Genomic DNA, 17,977 nt, shown 5'->3' on the forward strand with positions numbered 1-17,977 from the left:
TAGGACATATTGTGGAACATGGACGTTTTTAATATGATGAAATAAAATATTTTAGGTTGTATTGAAATTTAAAATGGCTTGGTGACTCACATGGCAAAATATAGATGTACGGTGTGTAACTATGTGTATGATGATGAAAAAGAAGGCACTAAATTTGAGGACTTGCCTGAAAACTGGACGTGTCCAGTTTGTAATTCTCCAAAGAGTGAATTTGTACTGCTTACTGAAGAAGTTAAGGAACTTAAGGAGGGTGAATCAACAGTTTCTGATGTTTTAGTGGAACAGATGGCTGAGTGGGGAGTAGAATATGTTTTTGGGATACCTGGAACTTCATCCCTCGGAATTATAGATGCAATACGGAAAAATGAAAAAATTAAATACATACAGGTACGTCATGAGGAATCAGCGGCATTTATGGCATCTGCCTACGGTAAATTAAAGGGGCATGTGTCAGCATGCCTGACTGTAGCAGGACCTGGTGCTACAAACTTAGCTACTGGACTATACGACGCTAAGCTGGACCATTCGCCTGTTTTAGCACTTACTGGAATGGTTAAAAGACAGTTAATTGGCCCGGGATCTTTCCAGGAAATAGACCAGCACTCCTTTTTTAAGCCTATTACTATATTTGATGAGATATTGATGTCTGAAAACCAGACAGTAACCCTTACAACCTTTGCAATGAAACATGCAATCACAGATAGGGGTGTGGCACATATTGGTATTCCAAATGATGTCCAGAAATTACCTCATACTGAAAAAATAATTTCATTTGACGGCAGTTTCCCAAATAAAGCTATATCGCCGCCAATGTTTGTGATAATGCAGGCGGCCCAGATCATCAACCAGTCAAAAAGACCTGTGATAATCGCTGGTTTTGGTGCAATGGGACAGGGAGCTAACCTATTAGAACTTGCAGAAAAAATTTCGGCACCAATTGTCAGTACCTTTAGAGGTAAAGGGGCGGTAGATGAGTTCAATGATCTTTATGTAGGCAGCCATGGAGGAATTGGGTCAACTGCAGCCACCAGATTGGTTCGAAGTGCTGATCTTTTAATTGTGGTTGGGTCTTCATTTTCAGATATGACTCAGATACCAGAGAAGAAAACCATACAGATCGATATGGATCCCATGATGATAGCTAAGCAGTATCCTGTGGAAGTTGGCCTCCTTGGAAACAGTGCTGAAATATTACCTAAGCTTAATGAACTGGTTAAAGAAAGCAAGAAAGAAAATTACCTTGATGAGATTAAAAAACTTAAAAGAGACTGGTTAAAGTTACTGGATGGGGAAATAGATTCAAAAACAGCGCCGGTACGTCCTCCGTATATAATTAAAGTCCTCAACGATAAACTTGCAGATGATGCGGTTATAACTCTGGACATTGGGGAAAATACATGGTGGTTCGGAAGGAATTTCTGGATGAAAGACACACAGAAGATGATACTTTCGGGTTATTTAGCTTCTATGGGATTTGGACTTCCAGCAGCGATTGCGGCACAGCTTATATATCCAGATAGGCAGGTGGTATGTGTTGCAGGGGATGGTGGTTTTTCAATGTTAATGGCAGATTTTGTAACTGCTATTAAATATGAACTTCCAGTAAAGATATTTATTTTAAATAACAGGGAGCTGGGTATGATTCGCCAGGAACAGTTGATGGAAGGCTATGAAAACTGGCAAACCGATCTTTACAACTTTGATTTTGCAGAATATGCCAGAATTTGTGGTGGTATTGGAATTAATGTCGAAAAGCCAGAACAGTTAGAAGCTGCAGTTGAAGAAGCTCTTTCATCAAATAAACCGGTTATTGTAGATATAAATACAGATCCTGTAAGATTTAAATGAAAGGTTAATTAAATTAGTTTTATTTTAAATACCTTATTTTTTTTATTTAAACATGTTTTTGGTGTTTTAAACATTAAATTCAATTTTTAGTTCTATTTTTATTTAGAAAAGTGTAGATTCACCGTATATTTGGGATTAAACTATTTTTATTGTTATTTCAGATATAAATAATAATATTAATATAGTAAGTAATAACATACTATCATAATATGAAAATAGTATTGCACGTCTGCATAATAAGTGCGGTTGAAATGATTGTAAAGTTCAAATGGGTTTTTAAATTTCTTCTATCCTTTGAGATTTTATCCTTTGCATTGCATGATCTACCTGCACTTATTTTGGAGAATAACTATTTTCTAAGGTGATCATTGAATATATGGAGGTGGAATAATTAAAAGGAAAATAACAGCAGCATTATTAATGGCATTTATAGTTCTTGCAGCGTGCAGCGTAGCTACAGCACAAATAATCGATCCAGATCCGACTAATAATGAAGCAACTGCATCAATTTTAGCCGAACTTCTACTGCTGCCGGGTAGTGGAAATGTAACTATAGGCGGCAATGCATCGATATTGAGTCCAAGTCAAACCCAGGACCCAGGTCAAGCTCAAGCACAAACTCAAACTTCAACTATTGTAAACAACAACCGTTTATCAAATACCAATGCTAACGGGGCAGCTAGTAGCTCCTCTTCAAGCAATACATATGTTATAAGGAATATTAACACTTTTAACCCAGTTATAATTTCGACTAACTCAAACAGTGTGGGCAGTATAACTGTCAGGTCGGCTAACGTCAATATTTAACAGGTCTGATTTCAAAGTAATTAAAATGCAGAATGTGTACATTTTTTTATTTTTATCTCTTTTTTATAATTCAACTCATTTGGTTGCGTTAATTTTAAATTAAATTTTCAGGTTTTGATGTTTCAGCGATTAATGCAATAAAAAATTTTAAATTTGGAGATATTCCTTTTGTGTTGGGATTTTTAATTATCTAAAATATAAAGGATAAATAGTACGGAATATAAAAACTGTATAAATGAAAAAAAATAATATGTAAATTTTGTTATTTATTTAATTAGAGGAAAAACTATGAAAGTTCTCTGTATAACTGAAGAATCACTCTTCCGTCCAGAAGCAGTAAGGTGGAGGGAAAGAATGGGTCTTCTTGAACCATTAGGTGATGCACTGGTTATTTTACCGTGCAGTATGAAAAAACCCTATTCATCATCACGATCTCACTCAATATTTATGAACGCTACAAAGGGCATACAGGAAGTCATACTGACCTCTCCATTTGGAGTTTGCCCTCGTGAAGTGGAAAAAATATATCCCATACAATCATACGACACTTCAACAACAGGTGAATGGTCGCATGAAGAAATTAAAGTTGTTGGGGAATGTTTAAGGGATTATGTTGGTGAAAAGGAGGTAATAGCTCATGTTGAAGGTGGTTATAAGCAGGTCTGCGAAGAATATCTGGATAATGCGGTCTACACATCGACTGGTCAAACCACATCATCAGAATCTATGAACAACCTTAAAATGGAAGTTAAAAAGCACTCTAAACTTAAAGGAAGAGCTAAAACATTACATCAACTCAGATCAATTGCAAGATATCAGTTTAACAGCAAAAAAGCTGATTGTTTAATACCTGATGATGTTAAAACCCGCGGGAGATTTGACAAACGAATATTTAAAGATGGAAAACAAATCGCTACCCTGCATTTCAATAATGGATTGTATTCGTTGAATCTGGAAGGCGGAAAAATTCTGCAGAATATCAATAAAAAATGGGTTAAAATTAACTTTGAGCTTAAAACAAACACTTTATTCTCTCCAGGGGTAACTGAAGCTGATCCAGATATTATCCCTGGTGATGAAGTGGTGATTTTAAAAGATGATGAAGCTGTAGCAGTTGGAAAGGCCATTTTAAGCGGGAAAGAAATGGAAAGGGCCGTTAAAGGTGTTGCAGTGAAAATAAGGCATAGAAAAAAATAGTGAGCAAAAAATTATAAATAACTATAAATGCAATAAATAAAAACATATAAAAACACCCTATTTTTAGATATTATTTAAAATTTGTTGAAATAGGAATAAAAATATAAACAAAAACAAGTTTAACTGTTTAAAATAGATATGAATTAAATTTATGTATTTGAGGAGATATCATGGCAGATGAATTAGTTGAAAAGATAAAAGAAGCAGTTTCAACAGTAGCTGACCCTCACATGGGTATCAGCATAGTTGAAATGGGAATTCTTGAAGATGTTCAAATAGAAAAAAATGGATCTACCCTTGCAAAACTCACAATCAGACCAACAAATCCAGGCTGTATGAGTGCAGCAAACATAGCAATGAATGCAAAACTCGCAGCTGAAAAGGTAGAAGGTGTAGATAAAGTAGAAGTACTTATCGAAGGCCACATGATGGCTGATGCAATTTCTGAAATGGTCAACAAATAATTTTTAAGATTCAACTGGAATTACTTTAATAACTCATCGTTTGAACTTCATAACATGCAAATGGTGTAATGAAATGGAATTACCTTGGAACGTTGTAGTTGTTACTGGTGTTCCTGGAGTTGGTAAAACAACTCTCTGTAGAAGAGTTTCTGAAGATTTAGGTTATAATTACGTAAATTATGGAGATCTGATGCTTAATATAGCTAAAAGCGAAGATCTCGCTTCTACAGATTCTGAAATGTTTAGTTTGGATATAGACACCCAGCAAAAAATTTGGAAGGGTGCAGCTTTAAAAGTAAAAGATATGGACCGTGTTCTTGTAGATTTACACGGTGTTGATCAGTCTTCAATTGGTTATATTCTTTCACTACCCATAGAAATTATATCTCCAGATATAATTGTGGTAATAGAGTCTTCCAAGGACAATATACTCCAGCGAAGGCATAAAGATACTAAAGAAAGAATTATTGACACTATAAATAGCTTAAATGAACATATGGATATGCTTCGAACTTCAATGGCTGTATGTTCTGCTATTTTGGGGTGCAATTTACTGGTACTTGAAAACGATGATTTGGAAGATTGTTTTTTAAAACTGAAAAATCTTTTGGGTACTGGCAGTGTATTATAAAAAAATCCAAATTTAAGCGTAAAGCTTATATAGGATGAAGACTAAATCTTGAATCTACCCCTTTACAGATTTCAAATTGTAAAACTGTATAAGTGAAATAATTTGTTTCTATAAATCAAATGGGGCCCGTGGCTCAGCATGGTTAGAGCGCACGGCTGATAACCGTGAGGCCCTGGGTTCGAATCCCAGCGGGCCCATTTACTTTTAATAAAGAATGTTAAACATTCTCTATTTTAATAATATATATTTAATATTTCCATATTTTCGAAAATTAATCTCTTATTTTTAGTTAAAGTTGTATTGATATTATATTAAAAAAATCAAATTTTAATTATTTAATTAATTTAAACTTATTTTTAAGATATAACTTAGTAAATACGCTTTAGTTTATATCAGGATCCGGAATTTTATGACTATTTAAAGTTAATATGTATTTATAGTTTACTTATTTTTTTAAATTGATATTTAAAATGTTATTAAATGATTAAATGAATAAAGTATGGCTTATAATTTGAATACATTGATAATGGGATAAATTTACTGTAAAACTTGGGCAGTATATGTTATTAAACATAATTTAATAATTAAAATAGATAAATTTAATAAAGAGAAAATTAAAAAGTGGGATATCAGTTGTAATAGGTATTACCATGAGATTTATTAACTCCACTATTGAACCAAAATATGACGTTGCCAGATCTATTTCACGCCTGGTGCAACCTATAATAATTACTATACCTATTTTTGTAATTTTAAATTATTTTGTAACGGGTGGAACTGGTTTTTTAATATTTACATTAATTTGCCTGCTTTTTGCAACTTTTTTACCATTTACAGCAGTGTGGATGTGGATTAAAAATAGAGATCTAGATTTGGATATAACAGATAAGGATGAGCGCACATTTCCCTTACTTTTTGGGGTTTTATCATACCTTATTGGCACAGTTATACTTTTTACTGCGGGAGCACCTGCCGCTGTCACCGTGTTAATGTTCTGTTACTTTTCAAATGCATTACTGACCATATTTATAACATTTTTCTGGAAAATCAGCCTGCATTCTATGGGTATTGCTGGACCTACAGCAGCGATGATATATGTCTTTGGATCTTCAGGACTTTTATTTTTATTTCCACTGTTTCTGGTCATGTGGAGCCGGCTTTACCTTAACAAACATACGCTGGCACAGGTTGTTGCAGGTGCTATCAGTGGCTTTGTTTTTACATGGCTGCAGTTTAAGATATTTCTAGTATGAACCAATGATTTGAGTCTTTTTAGAACAGATTCTTTTACTTTCACCAATAATTTGTTTAATCTTTTCTTATGGTACTTTGAAAAGTAATGTCTTGTAAAAAGCTCGAAAAATCCTTTTGGGGTAAAATCTTTGAAAAAGATCAGATAAAATATCGCATTTTTGGTATGATGTCTAAAATGATTTCGTACATGGTGATTTCAGAGAGCTTAAATTAACCCTATTTTTTAATTAAATAATAACAAATTTATAATATTAAACATAAACTTCTTTAAAACAGATTAATCACATTAAAATCCTCTATTTATTTTAGAAATGTGTATGGATTTAAATTAACTAAATAAAAAGAATATTAAAACTTTATTTAATAAATAAGTCAATTTTTGAGTTTTTATAATTTTAATAAAAAAAGGGTTTTTGGTTATAAAAAAATTTATATTTCAAGATGTTCCATATTATAAATTGGAGCAATGATGGTAATCAATTACCTCATTTTATTATATTTTTTTTATAAACCTTTTTAAATACATTCTGTTTTCACACAACACTATTTTAAGGGATTATTATTAGTATTTTGCCCTATTAACTATTTTCTACAAATTCATGAAGTTTTTTAAGGGCTGCCCCTGATTCAACTGCATCTCGAGCAACTTCCACGCCTTCTGAGAAATTATCTACGACTCCACTTATAAAAAGGATAGCTGCGGCATTTGTGAGACATAGATCAAGCCTTGCCTTTTCAGTTTCATTTCTTTCCATACATTTAAGGACATCAACTGCAATCTGCATATTTTCGTCCATATCTGAGGAAGCTTTTATTAGTTCTTCACGGGTCCTCTGGATACCGAAGTCTTCAGGGTAAATTTCTTTAATACTGATTTCCCCATTATCAACAATTGCCACTTTGGTTTTTCCAAGTGTAGATATTTCATCCATCGCTGGATTTCCATTGCTGTCAAACCCGTGAACTACCATGGCTTTTTTTACACCTAAATTTTTAAGTACATCTGCCACCAGTTCAACATAGTCTGGATCAAAAACTCCAAGGAGTTGAATATCTGCATTTGCCGGTGATGTAAGTGGGCCCAAGATGTTAAAGACTGTCCTTATATTAAGCTCCCGTCTCACAGGCATCACGTACTTCATTGCAGGGTGAAAGTTGGGCGCGAACATAAATCCGATGCCTGCATTTTCCATACTTTTTTCAACTTCTTCTGCCCCACTGTCTATTGTTACACCAAGTGCTTCGAGTATATCTGCGCCACCGCATTTACTTGTTATGCTTCTGTTACCATGTTTTGCTATTACCACGCCGCAGGATGCAGCTATTATTGCTGAAATGGTACTTATATTAAATGTTTTTAGTTTATCACCCCCAGTACCACATGTATCTACGAGGGGGGCGTTTATATCTGGAGATACTGGTACGCAGACTTCACGCATGGCCTTTACAAAACCGGTTATTTCTGGAACAGTCTCACCCTTCATGGAAATGGAAGTTAAAAAAGAAGCTATTTGGATGTCGCTTGCATTCCCATTCATTATCTGAGTCATACATCCATAAGCTTCTTTTTCATTTAGATCTTCAAATGAAGCGACCTTTTTTATGCATTCAGCTATCATAAAAATCACTTTTAACTTCTAGTACCTTCTTTAAGTTCAGCGCAGAATTCACCAACTTTTTGCAGCATTTCTTCTTTATCTTCGAGATTTTCAGTTATTATATTCAATATGGCGCTTGCGACAATTGCACCATCAGCGCCTGCGTTTATAACTTCCTTAACGTGTTTTGGTTTTGAAATACCAAACCCTACACTTATTGGAATGTCGCTGTGGCTTTTTATTCTTTTAATAAGGTCAACAGTGGTTGTTTTGAGTTCAGCTCTTGCACCTGTAGTTCCCATAACTGCAACAACATAAAGGAAACCAGAGCACATTTTTGTTATCTCCTGCAACCTCTCATTACCTGTGGTTTGTGCCGCCATGAAAATCTGCTGGACACCGTTTTTTTGTGCAGCTTCCAGGGCATCACCTGCTTCTTCAGGAGGTAAATCTGCTGCAAGTATTGCATTTGCACCGTTATCTCTGGCCATTTCATAAAATTTATCGAGGCCCATTTTGTAAATAAGGTTATAGTAGGTGAGAACTCCAACTGGAATATCTGTAAATTCACGGATCCGCTTTATGAATTCAAAACCTTTTTCTACAGTCATACCTGCTTTAAGTGCCCTTATATCTGCTAGTTGAACTGTAGGCCCGTCAGCAACAGGGTCGCTGAATGGGAAACCGATTTCAAGTGCATCAGCACCGTTTTCTACAAAAACTTTTACAATTTCGAGGGATGTTTCAAAATCAGGGTCGCCTGCAACTACAAATGGAATAAATGCGCCTTCTTTTTTGGCTTTTGCCTGCTGGAATGCATCTTCGTAACTTTTTATCTTCATAATTTTACCCCCATGTAGTCTGCGATTATATTAACATCTTTGTCTCCCCTTCCTGAGAGGTTTACAACTATTGTTTTTCCAGGATTCTCTTTGGCATACTTTTCAGCCATTGCAACAGCATGTGAACTCTCAAGGGCAGGAATAATACCTTCATATTTTGACAGCAGCTTAAATGCTCTAAATGCTTCTTCATCAGTAATAGGGCCGTACTGAGCACGTCCAGTGACTTTCAAATACGAATGTTCCGGACCAACACCAGGATAATCCAGCCCTGCCGATATGGAGTGGGCTTCAGAGATCTGTCCGTAGTCGTCCTGGAGGACAAAGGATAAAGACCCATGTAGAACTCCTTCAGTACCTGCACTGAGTGTGGCACCGTGTTTTCCTTCTAAACCGTCTCCCCCACCTTCAGCACCTACAAGTTCTACCTCTTTATGGTCTATAAATTCTGAGAATATTCCCAGGGAGTTACTTCCACCACCAACACATGCTATCACAGCATCTGGGAGTTCACCTTCTTTTTCAAGGATGTCTTTTTTTGTTTCCTTTCCAATAACTGTCTGGAAGTGTTTTACCATTGTTGGGTACGGGTGAGGCCCTGCAGTGGAACCCAGCAGGTAATGGGTATTTTCAACATTTGTTATCCAGTCTCTCATAGCTTCGTTCATAGCATCCTTTAAAGTTTTAGCTCCACTTTCTACAGGGATAACTTTGGCCCCAGATATTTCCATTCTAAATACATTTAACTTCTGACGTGCCACATCTACGCTGCCCATGTAGATATCTGCCGGCATTCCAAACAGAGAAGCAACAGTTGCAGTTGCAATACCGTGCTGTCCAGCTCCAGTTTCTGCTATTAACCTTTCTTTACCCATGTATTTTGCAAGAAGCCCTTGCCCTAAAGTATTATTTATTTTATGGGCCCCAGTATGGAGTAAATCTTCCCTCTTTAAATAGATCTTACATCCGAGTTTTTCTGAAAGATTTTCTGCATAGTAAAGAGGGGTGGGCCTGCCTGCAAATTCCCTTAAATAATATTCAAGTTCGGCGTTGAATTCTTTATCATCTTTGTACTTTAAAAATGCCTTCTCAAGCTCTTCAAGGGCGGGAATTAGAAGTTCTGGAACAAATATCCCGCCGTATTTACCGAATTTACCATCTGAGATCATTAAATCACCTTACAATTTTCAACAAATTCTGCTATTTTATCTCTATTTTTAATTCCAGGACTATCTTCAACGCCTGAATTAACATCTACATAATCGAAAATATCTTTAATTAAATTTCCTTCATTTTTTATCCTTGAAGCATTAATTCCACCTGCAAGAAACAGTTTTATATCTTTATTACTTTCTTTTGCAATTCGGGTTGCTTCAGCTGCAACTTCCAGTGGAATTTGCTTTCCAGTACCGCCACTTTTACCTTGAATCATAGAATCAAATATTAGATATTTGCAAACTTTTGCAAATGACTCTATTTCTTCTTTTTTAGATCCATCGATTTTCTCAGGAATTCCAATGGCTTTAATTACATTAATTTCTTTTAGTTTATCTATATCCTCTGCCTGTAATGAATGCAGCTGTATATTTTTAACGCCGCTTTTTTCTATAGACTCCATGGCTTCTTCAACACTTTCAGGCTCAAGTACAAGAACTGCTTTTTCTTTGTCTTTCATGGAATCCACAAGTTCTCTTACTTTTTCTATATCCTGAAATCTTTTGGACCGCTTTATGTTTATGAACCCCACAAAAGCAGAGCCTTCATTTTCACACACTCGAATGTCTTCAGGTCTTGTAATTCCGCAAATTTTGAATTCCATTTAACTCACCTTTACGTTTTTACCTGCTTTAACCAGTTCCTGTACTATTCCAAGCATGTTGTTTGATTCCATGATGGTTGAACCTATTAATACTGCATCTGCACCGTAGTTTCCAAGAAGTTTAACGTCTTCAGAATTTTTAACCCCGCTTTCTGATACCAGAACCTTATTTTCAGGTATGTATTTTGCAAGCTTTTCAGTTCGTTTAAAATCAATGCTGAAGTCGCTGAAATCACGGTTGTTAATCCCGATTATTTCCGCACCTGCCTTTACGGCCATTTCTATTTCTCCCCTGTTTTTGCATTCCACAAGGGCGTCCATTTCAAGGTAATGGCAGAGGTCGATTCCAAATCTAAGATCTTTATAAACACTGGCCATTAAAAGCACGGCACTAGCCCCGCAGGATCTAGCTTCATAGATCTGGTATTCATCCATCACAAAGTCCTTTCTAAGAAGCGGAAGCTTGCTTACTTTAGATGCAATACGCAGATTTTTAATGCTGCTTTTAAAAAATGTCTGTTCTGTAAGCACTGAGATAGCACTTGCCCCTCCTTTATCATAGATGGGAACAACATCTTCCACCAGGAGGTTGGAAATGTCGCCTTTAGATGGAGAAGCCGGCTTGTATTCGCAGATTACAGAAACATCATCTTTATTAAGCAGTGCCTTTTTAAAATCAGCTCTTATTTTTGTCCCGCGAATATTTTCCTTTAATTCGCTTAAAGGCCGGTATTTCATGTCTCTTTCAAGTGTATTTTTCCTTTCAGTTATTATCTGTGAGAAATTGATCATGTACAGTCCTCCAGAAACCTTGTTTTTGGGGTTTTGGAACTGCAGGTTCCTTCAACTTCCAGGAAGTTTTTAATTATCTTCACTCCGCTGGCTGTCCCTATAGACTCTGGATGGAACTGAAGGCCAAAAATTGGGCAATCCGAATGTTTTATGGCCATTATAGTCCCATCTTCTGTTTTTGCAATGACTTCTATACAGTCGGGGGTGCTGTCTTCATCACAGATAAGTGAATGGTATCTTGTTGCAACGAGGGTGTTTTCAACATTTTTAAATATTCCCTCCTTGCTATGGGAAATTTCACTTAACTTACCGTGTATAGGCTCTGCTCTTTTAATTTTTCCCCCAAATGTTGCGAAAATACCTTGATGCCCTAAACACACGCCTAAAATTGGAATTTTACCTTTAAACTCTTCAATGACATCCCCGCAAACCCCAAAATCTTTTTTATTGGTTGGGTTTCCAGGACCTGGAGAAATTATTATGCTGTCTGGTTGAAGCTCTCTTATTTCATCAATGGTTATTTTATCATTTCGTTTAACCACTATGTCTTTTTCAAGCTGTCCAACTAACTGATAGAGATTATATGTAAATGAATCATAATTATCAAGTATCAGTATCATTTCAGTTCCCCCTTACCGCTTGCAACTTCAAGAGCCTTTATAACTGCCTGTGCTTTGTTTTCGCATTCAAGATATTCATTTTCAGGGACTGAATCATGTACAATTCCAGCACCTGCCTGTATTTTAGCTTTATTTCCATTGCAGACCAGTGTCCTTATGACAATTGCAAAGTCTGCATTTCCATTTAAGGAGAAGTAACCTAAAGCGCCGCCGTAAGGCCCCCTTGGAAGTCCTTCCAGTTCGTTTATTATTTCCATGGCCCTGATTTTTGGGGCCCCGCTTAAGGTTCCTGCAGGGAAAATGGAGCTGAATGCGTCAACTGCTGTCATGTCCTCTCCCAATTTTCCTGTTACGTGAGAAACAATATGCTGTACGTGTGAAAATTTCTTAACAGTCATGTATTCTGGAACACGAACTGAATCGAACTTGCTTACTTTTCCCACATCGTTTCTTGCAAGGTCCACAAGCATTAAATGCTCTGCAAGTTCTTTTTCGTCATTCATCAGTTCTATTTCCAGCTTTTCATCTTCAGCATCGTTTTTACCGCGTTCTCTGGTCCCTGCAATTGGGTAAGTTTCTACGTCTCTTCCCTCAATTCTAGCAAGCATTTCAGGACTTGAACCAATTATCTCGCGGTTTCCAAGTTTTAAATGATACATATAGGGTGAAGGATTCATTTCACGAAGTGCCTTATAAATTGAAAGCTTATCGCCGGTGATTTCATATTCACGGGCGTTTGATATGACACTCTGGAAGATTTCACCTGCTTTTATCTTTTCCTTAGCTTCTCTAACCATGCTTTCATATTTTTCCCTTGAAAAATAGTGCTTCTTAAACTTGAAATCAATACTGCCGATATCATGCGACTCCTTTGCAATCTGGTTTATTTCTTCGATTCTATTTTCACCAAGGGTCACATATTCGCATTTGTTCTGCAACCTATCAAACGTAATGGTATCTAAGAATAAACCAAACTCAAAATCAGGGTACTGTGAATCTTGAACATCAATATTTTCAAAATATCGAACTGATTCATAGGATATGTAACCTACGAGTCCCCCTCTAAACCCTTTTTTCCCATTGCTTTTAGATGTTAACTTTTTAAGCTCTTCAAATGGGTTTTCAGTCTCAATTTCTTCTTGAACTCCATCTCTTTCTATCTGCAAAATATTTCCATAAGCTCGTAGAATTGCAGCCGGCTTGAAGCCTAAAACTGAGAGTCTTGCAAGTCCGCTGTCGCTTTCCATGGATTCAAGTAGAAATGCACTGTCATAGTTTCTATAAATATTTTTAAACAATTCAAATGGGGAATCGAAATCAAGTTCGATACTTACTGGCTCATTTAATTTAAGATCGCCAAAAACATTCACTGCCTTTCATATTAATCACCTATTAACGTATTTCTTACAGTATCCTATATACTATATAGTCCTATTTAAAGCTTTATAGTACATATATGTACGTTGATATTTTAATAGGTATACTTTTAAAAAAATAATTAAAAAAATAAACTCTTATTTTCACATAAATTCACAGAAATATGCTTTTATCTGGCGAACCTCTCTAAAGAACCAATTAATTTTCTGAGTATTCCTGCGGCCGGTCCGAATTTACCTGCAAGTCTGTACATAACTCCAATATCATCTTTTCTTAACCCACCAACCACTGCAATGAATAATGCATAAAGTAAAGGTGCCAATATAATTGACATTAAGAACCCTTCTATGGTTTTAGGGAGCAGCATTAGGATAACTCCCATTAAAAAGGAAGCCATTATTATTCTGGTAAAATCTGCCACTGGAATATTCACTTTGGAGAGTTTAAAGGTTCCATAAAGAGTTATTACCATTATAATAAATGCCGCTACTGTTGTACCTGTTGCAGCACCTTCTATTCCAATACTTGGAATCAACAGCACACTGAGAATCAATTCCGCAGTTGTTCCTACAATAAGTGCAAGCATCGGAATAAATGGCCTTCCAAGGCCTTGACATATGCTTGATGAGATATTATAAATTGTAAAGAATACCATCCCTGTTACAAATATTTGAAGTGCTCCTGCTCCAGGGGTATACGCATCACCAAAGAGTAAGGCAAGTATGGGGGCTGCAAAAATAATTGTAACTGTACACATGGGCACTACAAAGAATCCCACATATCTGTAAGATTGGGAAATATAGGTCTGAAGTAATGGGCCGTCTCTGAGACTAAGGGCCTCAGAAGTGGCGGGAAGTGCTGATGTAGCTACTGCTGTTGATATTATAAGTGGAAGCCTTGCAATTGCGCTGGCATTGGTATAGTAACCTGCATACTGGCTTGCCAGGTATACTCCTATAAATATAGTACCGATGTCGTAAAGACACATTTCAGCGAGCCCAGTTATAACTACTGGTACTGAAAACTTAATGAGCATTTTGGCTATTCCCAGTTCTTCTCGAAGCGTGAATACTTTATCCCTATTTGGTTTAAGACTGTGGGGGTCATGTCTGCGGTTTAACCTGCCCCATATCTGTTTTCTAAAGAGATATACTGAAACTACTGCAGAGGCCATGAAACCTATGGCAGTACCTACAACAGCCCCTGCAACGTACCAACCAATTATAACCAGAGCTATGGCAAATACGATTGTAAATACCTGTTCAAATGCACGGGTGATCAGGATATTGGTCATCTTGTAGTATCCCTGGAAAACACCTCTAAAAACCCCTACAATAACACTGAACGGCGCCATAACTGCCACAATTTGGAGGGGAAGAAGCGCTTCAGGTTTATGCCACCAGTCTATTGCAATAATTCCTGCAAGAATGTACATTAAAATAGCGCCGATAGTACCAGTCACGGCCACGATCTTTAAGGCAGTAATTATAATCTGCCGCACCATGTCGTCCTGTTCTACAGCTGAATACTGCGCTACATACTTTGCAATAGCTGGGGGAAGGCCTCCATTAGCAGTTATGGTAAGAAGATTCTGGAAAGGTAATGTAAGGCCTAAGATACCGTATCCTGCAGTATCTAGTAACCGGCTCATTATAAATCTATAGATGAATCCGCCTATACGAAATACAAATGACCCTATGAGGATTACAATACTTCCACTCGCTATTTTTGATTTTTTTGAACTCATGGTATTGCCGTTACGGTGTGTGTAGCAGGATAAATTGATTGAATCTAATTATACTAAAAAACCATTAAAAAAAATCATTCCAAATACTGATTTTTTTTAAATGATCAATTACTTTTTCATTTAATTAATAGTTGCATAATTAATACTTCAAATGGCTGTTTTATTACAGAAAGCCTTTTTCCTAACATCCAATTATTAATGTTTTAGATATTTAAACATGTAATTTTTTGATTGTGAATGTGTGTTTAACTTCAACCAATTTTAAAAATAGAAGGATTTATATGTAGATTCAGGTACAGATATGTACATTACTGGTAAGATGAGAGATTTTTATGTGGGATATTGAAATTTAAGAAATTAAATGCCATAAAAACTCTTATTAAGTAAAATTAGATCATATATGCCCGAATATTTAGTTTAGAAATTGGTATTTAGTATAAAAGATTAGGATGTACTATAAGCTAATTATGCTTGGGATTTTTTGGTCGTGGTGTTTGTTGAAGAGGTTAGTTTTTTTATACTTTAGAATGTGATATTATGAAAGATTCAAAAAAGAATGGAGATCAAAAACCTGAGTTGTCTGATGATATTAATGTGGAAAATATGGATGTGGATTTAATTCTTAAGAAAGCAGAAGAAGCAATGGAAATCAGTGAATTTATGATTAAAGAACTTGAAAAGGGTAATGTCCCTATTCCAGATAAAAAAGATGTTGAATTTAAAATATTAAGTCATGCTACTTTAATAAGTATAATTAAAGATTTACAATCCATAGGAATTGAAGGTAAAAATCCTAAAAAAGTACTAAAAGAGTTGAAGAAACTAAGGGCTTCCAGAGAATAAAAAATAGATTCAGTTTATTTTAATTTTTCATTGGTTCTATTTACTTCATTAACCCGTATATTATGAACTAAAATAATATAAAATTTTCATTTTCCATTTTCTGGTATTTATTAAAGATTATATTTTTACACTATAGACAAAGAAAATGAATTATCACATGTTATATTAACTATGTATTTATTTACAATTTTCAACCTTGGAAGTATGTGTTTTAATGAGAAAAATTAATTATTGTGAATTGTTCTTTTAATTTAGTAAACTGATTTCTTAGTACTAGATATCGAAAAATTTTTATATTTTATTTAGAAAGGATTGGTTATGGGAATTGGTGCTATATTATTTTTGGTAATAGGTATTTTTTTTATAATTTTAGGTGTTTTAGCTGTTAATCATTATAGATTACATCCTGAAAAAGAAGGAGCTTTAATATCTATTTTGTTTCCATTTATTTTAGGAATTATTGGCGTTATGGGTGCTATTACAGGTTATATTGGGCTTATAATATTACTATTGTTTATAATATCTATTATAATCCATATTTACTCCAAATATATTTCAATTAAAAACCCCGAAATGAAGAAAAAACAGGAAGAGGCTCGGGAGAAAGCTCTGGAAATATATAAAAAACATCCACTTCTTTACAAGTTACTAAGAATTTCTAGATATATGATGTATATCATGCTCGCTTTTGCAATATTTTTAACTGCATTTATCATAATAGTTGTATTGTTTAATGTAACTTTTTGACTTTGATGTCCATATTACGAACTAGAGATAGTTATAAAACTTTTATTTTTCATTTTGAGTATTTATTAAAGATTATATTCATTACGAGGCAAAGAAAATAAAGTATCACATGTTATATTGGTTATGTATTTATTTACAATTTTCAAGCTTGGAAATATATGCTTTAATGAAAAAGATTAATTATTGTGCATTGTTTTTTTAATTCAGTGAACTTATTTCTTAGTACTAGATATGAAAAAATTAGTTTTTATTTCATTTTTTATCAGATTATATAATTGTTTCATTTTTTTTGATTTAACTTTATTTTATAAATTGTAAACAAGAATCCATAAATAATAATGGGCAAAATAACTAAATCTACTATAATAGTTATTGGGATTCCCCAAAAGTAGTTTATTCCAAATTTGGATATGATTATAGCAATTGGAGCAAGAATTCCTATAAATGCAGGGATAAAAATCTTTTTTTTATTAATCATTAAATGCGTTGATTCTTTAAAAACTTCCTTATCCATAATTAGGATTGATTTTTTCCAGTATAAATTAATTTAGGTTGCACATATTAAAATCGGATTATTTTAGGATTGAAAATAACTTCTTTATATAGGCGTTTAAAAAAATTTATATGCTTGATTTTATACATTCATGATTGATTTTATACAAAAATGCACTAAACAAAAGCAATCTTGTTTATCCAATTTTGTGGCTAATAACTGAAATATTATCCAAATAATGTTTTTCAGTAAAAAAGGAAAAGTAAAGTCTGGCGGATCTTTATGTGGGAGAAAATAAAGCATAAATTCGAAAAATTCCCGGCACGTATGAGTGTTGCAAGGAAAATAGTTGAGCACGGGTTGCGCGTTGGAGAAAATGGTAGAATATATTGTGGTAATATTGAAATAAGTGATGTGGCACTTGCAAGGGCGGTAAATGTGGACCGGAGGAGTATCAAAACCACGGTGGATGTTATACTTTCTGATGAACAGCTTGCAAAGATATTCCAGAATATTACTCCTGCAGGTACGCTGGTTAAGGGCGTAGCAAAAGAATTGGGATTTGGGGTTGTAGAAATAGAGGCTGAAGCTCAAAATCCAGGGATAATTGCAAAGGCCACAGAACTGATATCAACTAAAGGTATAAGTATAAGACAGGTGCATGCTGGAGACCCCGAAATTGAAGAGTACCCCCTGCTTACAATTATAACAGAAAAACCAATTGAAGGAAATTTAATCAATGATTTTTTAAAAATTGAAGGCGTAAAAAGGGTTTCTATTTATTAACAACAAACTTTATGCAAAAATAAGCTCAAGTTAGTAATATAATATGTAAATGGTTTCAAATTATTTTATGGATATGACTAAATTTATATAGTTTAGGTTGTAGTAGCCATAT

17 protein-coding genes and 1 tRNA gene are annotated in these 17,977 nt (G+C 34.8%); 10 read left to right on the forward strand and 8 right to left on the reverse strand.

Annotation, left to right across the window (positions count from 1 at the left end):
- Nucleotides 1-90: 90 nt before the first annotated feature.
- The 7 genes from EJ01_RS06130 to EJ01_RS06160 all read left to right on the forward strand — a co-directional run bounded on the left by EJ01_RS06130 (nucleotide 91) and on the right by EJ01_RS06160 (nucleotide 6,200).
- A complete protein-coding gene (locus EJ01_RS06130; protein ID WP_048081285.1) occupies nucleotides 91-1,848 on the forward strand; it encodes a thiamine pyrophosphate-dependent enzyme in 1,758 nt (585 codons plus the stop codon).
- A gap of 420 nt (nucleotides 1,849-2,268) precedes the next feature.
- Nucleotides 2,269-2,655, forward strand: a complete 387-nt coding sequence (locus EJ01_RS06135) for a hypothetical protein (protein ID WP_048081284.1) — start codon at nucleotides 2,269-2,271, stop codon at nucleotides 2,653-2,655.
- 288 nt (nucleotides 2,656-2,943) lie between these two features.
- Nucleotides 2,944-3,852 (forward strand): DUF5591 domain-containing protein, encoded by a 909-nt coding sequence (locus tag EJ01_RS06140; RefSeq protein WP_048081283.1) that lies wholly within the window; start codon nucleotides 2,944-2,946, stop codon nucleotides 3,850-3,852.
- Between the two features lie 170 nt (nucleotides 3,853-4,022).
- Nucleotides 4,023-4,316, forward strand: coding sequence for a metal-sulfur cluster assembly factor (locus EJ01_RS06145; protein ID WP_048081282.1), 294 nt, complete (start codon nucleotides 4,023-4,025; stop codon nucleotides 4,314-4,316).
- 73 nt (nucleotides 4,317-4,389) lie between these two features.
- Nucleotides 4,390-4,947, forward strand: a complete 558-nt coding sequence (locus EJ01_RS06150) for an adenylate kinase (RefSeq protein ID WP_048081281.1) — start codon at nucleotides 4,390-4,392, stop codon at nucleotides 4,945-4,947.
- A gap of 122 nt (nucleotides 4,948-5,069) precedes the next feature.
- A tRNA-Ile gene (locus EJ01_RS06155) sits at nucleotides 5,070-5,144 on the forward strand.
- 453 nt (nucleotides 5,145-5,597) lie between these two features.
- Nucleotides 5,598-6,200, forward strand: coding sequence for a phosphatase PAP2 family protein (locus EJ01_RS06160; protein WP_048081280.1), 603 nt, complete (start codon nucleotides 5,598-5,600; stop codon nucleotides 6,198-6,200).
- A gap of 579 nt (nucleotides 6,201-6,779) precedes the next feature.
- On the opposite strand, the gene trpD is transcribed toward EJ01_RS06160, so the two are convergent.
- The 8 genes from trpD to EJ01_RS06200 all read right to left on the reverse strand — a co-directional run bounded on the left by trpD (nucleotide 6,780) and on the right by EJ01_RS06200 (nucleotide 14,996).
- Entirely contained in the window at nucleotides 6,780-7,820 is a 1,041-nt protein-coding gene (gene trpD / locus EJ01_RS06165; protein ID WP_048081279.1) for an anthranilate phosphoribosyltransferase, read from the reverse strand.
- 11 nt (nucleotides 7,821-7,831) lie between these two features.
- Nucleotides 7,832-8,641 carry a tryptophan synthase subunit alpha gene (trpA, locus tag EJ01_RS06170; RefSeq protein WP_048081278.1) on the reverse strand — a complete coding sequence of 270 codons (810 nt, stop codon included), beginning with the start codon at nucleotides 8,639-8,641 and terminating at the stop codon, nucleotides 7,832-7,834.
- Entirely contained in the window at nucleotides 8,638-9,810 is a 1,173-nt protein-coding gene (gene trpB / locus EJ01_RS06175) for a tryptophan synthase subunit beta (protein ID WP_048081277.1), read from the reverse strand. The genes trpA and trpB overlap by 4 nt, the downstream gene beginning before the upstream one ends.
- The gene (locus EJ01_RS06180; RefSeq protein ID WP_048081276.1) at nucleotides 9,810-10,460 is read right to left on the reverse strand and encodes a phosphoribosylanthranilate isomerase; all 651 of its coding nucleotides are present in this window, start codon (nucleotides 10,458-10,460) and stop codon (nucleotides 9,810-9,812) included. Before EJ01_RS06180 ends, trpB begins: the two co-directional genes overlap by 1 nt.
- Nucleotides 10,461-11,252 carry an indole-3-glycerol phosphate synthase TrpC gene (gene trpC / locus EJ01_RS06185; protein WP_048081275.1) on the reverse strand — a complete coding sequence of 264 codons (792 nt, stop codon included), beginning with the start codon at nucleotides 11,250-11,252 and terminating at the stop codon, nucleotides 10,461-10,463.
- Nucleotides 11,249-11,872, reverse strand: coding sequence for an anthranilate synthase component II (locus EJ01_RS06190; RefSeq protein WP_048081274.1), 624 nt, complete (start codon nucleotides 11,870-11,872; stop codon nucleotides 11,249-11,251). Before EJ01_RS06190 ends, trpC begins: the two co-directional genes overlap by 4 nt.
- Nucleotides 11,869-13,242 carry an anthranilate synthase component I gene (trpE, locus tag EJ01_RS06195; protein ID WP_048081273.1) on the reverse strand — a complete coding sequence of 458 codons (1,374 nt, stop codon included), beginning with the start codon at nucleotides 13,240-13,242 and terminating at the stop codon, nucleotides 11,869-11,871. The genes EJ01_RS06190 and trpE overlap by 4 nt, the downstream gene beginning before the upstream one ends.
- A 176-nt stretch (nucleotides 13,243-13,418) precedes the next feature.
- On the reverse strand, nucleotides 13,419-14,996 hold the full coding sequence (locus tag EJ01_RS06200; RefSeq protein WP_048081272.1) for a flippase: 1,578 nt from the start codon (nucleotides 14,994-14,996) through the stop codon (nucleotides 13,419-13,421).
- A 537-nt stretch (nucleotides 14,997-15,533) separates the two neighbouring features.
- Between EJ01_RS06200 and EJ01_RS06205 the strand changes: the two genes are divergently transcribed.
- From EJ01_RS06205 to EJ01_RS06220, 3 genes are all read left to right on the forward strand, one after another.
- Nucleotides 15,534-15,839 (forward strand): hypothetical protein, encoded by a 306-nt coding sequence (locus EJ01_RS06205; RefSeq protein ID WP_048081271.1) that lies wholly within the window; start codon nucleotides 15,534-15,536, stop codon nucleotides 15,837-15,839.
- A 318-nt stretch (nucleotides 15,840-16,157) separates the two neighbouring features.
- Nucleotides 16,158-16,586: a hypothetical protein gene (locus tag EJ01_RS06210; protein ID WP_048081270.1), complete on the forward strand. Its 429-nt coding sequence runs from the start codon at nucleotides 16,158-16,160 to the stop codon at nucleotides 16,584-16,586.
- 775 nt (nucleotides 16,587-17,361) lie between these two features.
- Nucleotides 17,362-17,865, forward strand: coding sequence for an amino acid-binding protein (locus EJ01_RS06220; protein WP_048081268.1), 504 nt, complete (start codon nucleotides 17,362-17,364; stop codon nucleotides 17,863-17,865).
- The last annotated feature ends 112 nt before the right edge of the window (nucleotides 17,866-17,977 follow it).

Source organism: Methanobacterium veterum, assembly GCF_000745485.1.
GTDB classification, from domain to species: domain Archaea; phylum Methanobacteriota; class Methanobacteria; order Methanobacteriales; family Methanobacteriaceae; genus Methanobacterium_D; species Methanobacterium_D veterum.

Bases quoted from the DNA above. Each gene is read 5' to 3' on its own strand.
- EJ01_RS06150 (WP_048081281.1), top strand. From the start codon at position 4,390: ATGGAATTACCTTGGAACGTTGTAGTTGTTACTGGTGTTCCTGGAGTT.
- EJ01_RS06220 (WP_048081268.1), top strand. From the start codon at position 17,362: ATGTGGGAGAAAATAAAGCATAAATTCGAAAAATTCCCGGCACGTATG.
- EJ01_RS06210 (WP_048081270.1), top strand. From the start codon at position 16,158: ATGGGAATTGGTGCTATATTATTTTTGGTAATAGGTATTTTTTTTATA.
- EJ01_RS06160 (WP_048081280.1), top strand. From the start codon at position 5,598: ATGAGATTTATTAACTCCACTATTGAACCAAAATATGACGTTGCCAGA.
- EJ01_RS06180 (WP_048081276.1), bottom strand. From the start codon at position 10,460: ATGGAATTCAAAATTTGCGGAATTACAAGACCTGAAGACATTCGAGTG.
- EJ01_RS06135 (WP_048081284.1), top strand. From the start codon at position 2,269: ATGGCATTTATAGTTCTTGCAGCGTGCAGCGTAGCTACAGCACAAATA.
- EJ01_RS06130 (WP_048081285.1), top strand. From the start codon at position 91: ATGGCAAAATATAGATGTACGGTGTGTAACTATGTGTATGATGATGAA.
- EJ01_RS06145 (WP_048081282.1), top strand. From the start codon at position 4,023: ATGGCAGATGAATTAGTTGAAAAGATAAAAGAAGCAGTTTCAACAGTA.
- EJ01_RS06190 (WP_048081274.1), bottom strand. From the start codon at position 11,872: ATGATACTGATACTTGATAATTATGATTCATTTACATATAATCTCTAT.
- trpC (WP_048081275.1), bottom strand. From the start codon at position 11,252: ATGATCAATTTCTCACAGATAATAACTGAAAGGAAAAATACACTTGAA.
- trpD (WP_048081279.1), bottom strand. From the start codon at position 7,820: ATGATAGCTGAATGCATAAAAAAGGTCGCTTCATTTGAAGATCTAAAT.
- EJ01_RS06140 (WP_048081283.1), top strand. From the start codon at position 2,944: ATGAAAGTTCTCTGTATAACTGAAGAATCACTCTTCCGTCCAGAAGCA.
- EJ01_RS06205 (WP_048081271.1), top strand. From the start codon at position 15,534: ATGAAAGATTCAAAAAAGAATGGAGATCAAAAACCTGAGTTGTCTGAT.
- trpB (WP_048081277.1), bottom strand. From the start codon at position 9,810: ATGATCTCAGATGGTAAATTCGGTAAATACGGCGGGATATTTGTTCCA.
- EJ01_RS06200 (WP_048081272.1), bottom strand. From the start codon at position 14,996: ATGAGTTCAAAAAAATCAAAAATAGCGAGTGGAAGTATTGTAATCCTC.
- trpA (WP_048081278.1), bottom strand. From the start codon at position 8,641: ATGAAGATAAAAAGTTACGAAGATGCATTCCAGCAGGCAAAAGCCAAA.